Below are 3,625 nucleotides of genomic sequence, written 5' to 3' on the forward strand. Positions count from 1 at the left end.
GATGTGCGACTTGTAGGAAGGCGTGTTCATGAGCGCTGTGAGAGTCCGGAATCGAAAATGTTGCCTGCATTAGTCTAGCGGGCATTGCGCCGAACGAGGACCGGCTGCCGATGATCGCTTGCCGGCAGGATCAAGAACGGCCGCGCAAGCCTTCAGACTTGCGCGGCCGTCATGCCTCGCTGCAACCGATCTCAGAACGCGATCTGCATGCGGACGTTACTGGACTGCGTGAGGTCATCGCTGACCTCGCGGCAACCACCGTCGTGCAGATTGAACATCAGACGTGTCAATGCAGTGACGTAGTCGCTCAGGATCAGAACGCCAGCTGGACGCGGGCGTTGTAAGAGCTGGTGTTGTCGCCGGTCACGTTATTGTCGCCGCGGATGTAATTGAACATGAAACGCACGGCCGGGTTCACGTAGTAGTTCGCGCCGACCGTGTACTGCTGGACATAGCAGCCTTCGCCGGTACGGGACGGAGCGGCGACAGCGTAGGCGCTGTTGCAGACGCCATCACCCGCCGAACGATCCTGATTGAGGATCTTGTCGTAGCGAGCGACCAGTTCGACGGCGCCAATGGGGCTGTTGACCTTCGGCGAGCCGAAAGTGCCGCGATCCTTCTTGTAGGTCTTCGTCTCGCCGGTCAGGAACACGCTGCCCTGAACGGTGACCGCTTCGATGCGATCGATCGTGCGGCCATCCGCCTGGACCGCCGTGTCTTCCCAACGAGTCTCGGCATATTCCGACTGCAGGAAAAACGGGCCAGCCGTACCGGCCAGTTCGACGCCCCAGAAGGTTTCCGACGAGCCGCTGGCGCCGCCGATGACCTGGGTCGGGCCGAGCACCTGGGTTGCACTGTTGCGACCCGCATAGGTCACCGAGCCCGGCGCAACGGTTTCGTTGCCGCCCTTGCCGAAGTCATCGATACCACCCCAGGCACCGAGATGGAGCTTCATGTCGTTGGCGTCATAGGCGAGCCAAGTCAGACGCTCCGAGGTACCGAAGCCCTGGCCGGCATTGTTGCCCAGCGGATGCGCCGCATCGTAGACCGAGGCCTGGGCCAGGAAGAAGCCGAAGTCGGTGTTGATCGGGCGCTTGTAGAAAACGCCAGGCTGGTACTGACGATTGCCGCCAGCGAGCAGGGAGTTGGTCAGCATCGGACGCTCCATCAGCAGGATTTCGTTCGAGCTGGTCAGTTCTTCGATCGAGCGGAACGGCTTGTGCTGGCCGATGATCAGATCGCCACCGAACACCTGGTGGCTGACCCACATTTCGCGGATCGAATTCGGCGACTGGCCGGCCGTGAAGTCGTTCTCGAACTTGAACCGCCAGTCGTACAGCTTGCCGGTCAGGGTCAGGTAGGAACGGCGGACATAGACGCCGCTGGTGGTGGCGTTGGCGGTGTTGGGGGGAACTTCCTCGATTTTGCCTTCGTCGAAGAGCACGCCGTCAAGCTGGATACGGCCACCGATGCCGAATTCGAACTTGCCGTCCGCGGTCTTGATCTTCAGGCCGCCACTGGTGGTCGCGTCATCCGCGTTGACAGCGTTGGCGGCGCTTGCGCCGATGAGGAAGATAGCGGCGGCGTGTTGGAACAGTTTGTTCACTAAAGGATTCTCGAAGGATGGCGGGTGGTAGCCAGCTCCCGTCCCGATGTCCTGAGGCGTGAGCCGGAATCTGCAAATCGCCGTTATGGCGATGTGCAGATTTTGTCGACGGCGGCATTCTTGAATCCTTCGATTTCCGTTTGATGACGGAATTGTTACTTTTTTGTGACAACTCGGCCGAAAACAGAACTTACTGTTTCATTTCAATGATTTTGATATGACAGCAACGGTCCAGCCTGGACCGGAAAGCGCTCAGCCAATGCTGTTTCGCAGTTCCTGACGGCTGGCGCCGTCATGCACGCGGTGCACGGGAAAATGACAGGTGAACGTGCTGCCCACGCCCACTTCGCTTTCGATGGTCATCCGTCCTTCGAGATGCTCGATCGCATGCTTGACGATCGACAGACCCAGCCCGGTGCCGCCGCTGGCCCGCGAGCGACCGATGTCGACGCGATAGAAGCGCTCGGTGATTCGCGGCAGGTCCTTCTCTTCGATGCCGATGCCGCTGTCGGCCACCTGGAACTGCGCGCCCTGGTCGTCACCGCTCCAGCGCACGCTGATGATTCCCTTCTCCGGCGTGTAATGAACCGCGTTCGAAACCAGGTTGGTGAAGATGCTTTGTGTCTCCGCCTCGCGGCCATAAAGGCGCAAAGCGGGCTGGATGTCGAACTCGATGCGATGCTTGCCCTGAGATAGGCTGCGCGCTTCCTGCTCGACCCGAGCCAGCATTCGCGGCACATCGAGCACATCCTGCCGGGTGTTGATCAGATCCGATTCCAGCCGCGCGAGCTTCAGCAGATCGCCGATCAGCGCCTCCATGCGCGTGGCCTGGGCGCGCATCTCTGCGATCGGCGTGCGCCATTCGAACAGCGAGCCGCCGGTATGGCAATCCGGTTCCATGACATCGAGATAGCCGCGCAACACGGTCAGCGGCGTGCGCAGCTCATGGGAAGCATTGGCAACGAAATCTCGCCGCGCGGTTTCCAGGCGCCGCATGTCCGAGACATCACGGACGATCATCAGGCGCTGGCCGTTGCCGTAGGGAATGATCCGGAATGACAGCATCGTGCCGATGTTGACCGGCGATTCGCACTCGACTTCGCCGCTGTAATCGTCGCGCGAAAAGTATTCGGTGAACGCCGGCTTGCGAACCAGGTTGGCGATGCGCAGACCCACGTCCTGCTGCACGCGCAGGCCGAGCAGTGCCTGCGCCGCGGGATTGAACCAGACGATTTCGCCGGACGAACCGAGCACGACCGCGCCATCCGGCAGCGCTTCGGTGGACGCTTGGAATTCGGACAGGATCGCCGCCAGGCGACGCTTGCGCTTGCGATTGCGCTTCTGCAGGTTCAGCAGGCCGTCGAACACCTCGCCCCAGGTGCCGCCGGCAATTGGCAGCTCGGCCTGCTTGGGGCTGGCGAACCAGATCCGCAGCCGGACCAGATAGCGCAGATGGGTCAGCAGGCAGACCGCCAAGGCCAGCACCGCAGCTTGCCAGCCGAGCCCCACGAACGAGCCCAGCAGGCCGACAGCGCCGATCTTCAGTGCGGTGTAGAACAACTCGCGCAGCAACTCAGGGCTGGGAAGCCAGGCCCTAGACATCAGTCATACCAGTGCCGAAAACTCATACCTGTTCCGAGAACCGGTAACCGGTGCCGCGCACGGTCTGGATCATGCCGTCGTAGCCATGCGGCTCCAGCGCCTTGCGCAGGCGGCGGATGTGCACGTCGACTGTGCGTTCCTCGACATAGACGCTCTGGCCCCAGACCCGATCGAGCACCTGTTCGCGGGTGTAGACGCGTTCCGGATGGCTGATGAAGAAATGCAGCAGGCGGTACTCGGTGGGCCCCAGTTTCACCGGCTCACCTTTCGCAGTGACGCGCTGGCTGGCGGCGTCGACCTGCAGCCCGCCTATGGCCAGTCGTTCTTCTTCACCGCCGGGCATGGTCCGACGCATCACTGCATTGATGCGGGCGATCAGTTCCGGGAACGAGAACGGCTTTGACACGTAGTCGTCAC

Annotated in this window: 3 protein-coding genes; all 3 read right to left on the bottom strand. The window is 61.6% G+C overall.

Annotated features, from left to right (window positions below; translation table 11 throughout):
• Positions 1–313 precede the first annotated feature (313 nt).
• Entirely contained in the window at positions 314–1,606 is a 1,293-nt protein-coding gene (locus QZY06_RS06300; protein ID WP_295681703.1) for a porin, read from the bottom strand.
• Between the two features lie 252 nt (positions 1,607–1,858).
• Complete coding sequence (gene phoR / locus QZY06_RS06305; RefSeq protein WP_295681705.1) at positions 1,859–3,208, bottom strand: phosphate regulon sensor histidine kinase PhoR; 1,350 nt, start codon at positions 3,206–3,208, stop codon at positions 1,859–1,861.
• Between the two features lie 22 nt (positions 3,209–3,230).
• The coding region (locus QZY06_RS06310) for a winged helix-turn-helix domain-containing protein (RefSeq protein ID WP_295681708.1) at positions 3,231–3,625 on the bottom strand (395 nt) is incomplete at its 5' end.

It is taken from the genome of uncultured Nevskia sp., from assembly GCF_903885465.1.
In the GTDB taxonomy this organism is placed as follows: domain Bacteria; phylum Pseudomonadota; class Gammaproteobacteria; order Nevskiales; family Nevskiaceae; genus Nevskia.

What these genes read in the sequence shown, in the direction of transcription:
- phoR (WP_295681705.1), bottom strand. Translation starts at nt 3,208, where the DNA reads ATGTCTAGGGCCTGGCTTCCCAGCCCTGAGTTGCTGCGCGAGTTGTTC.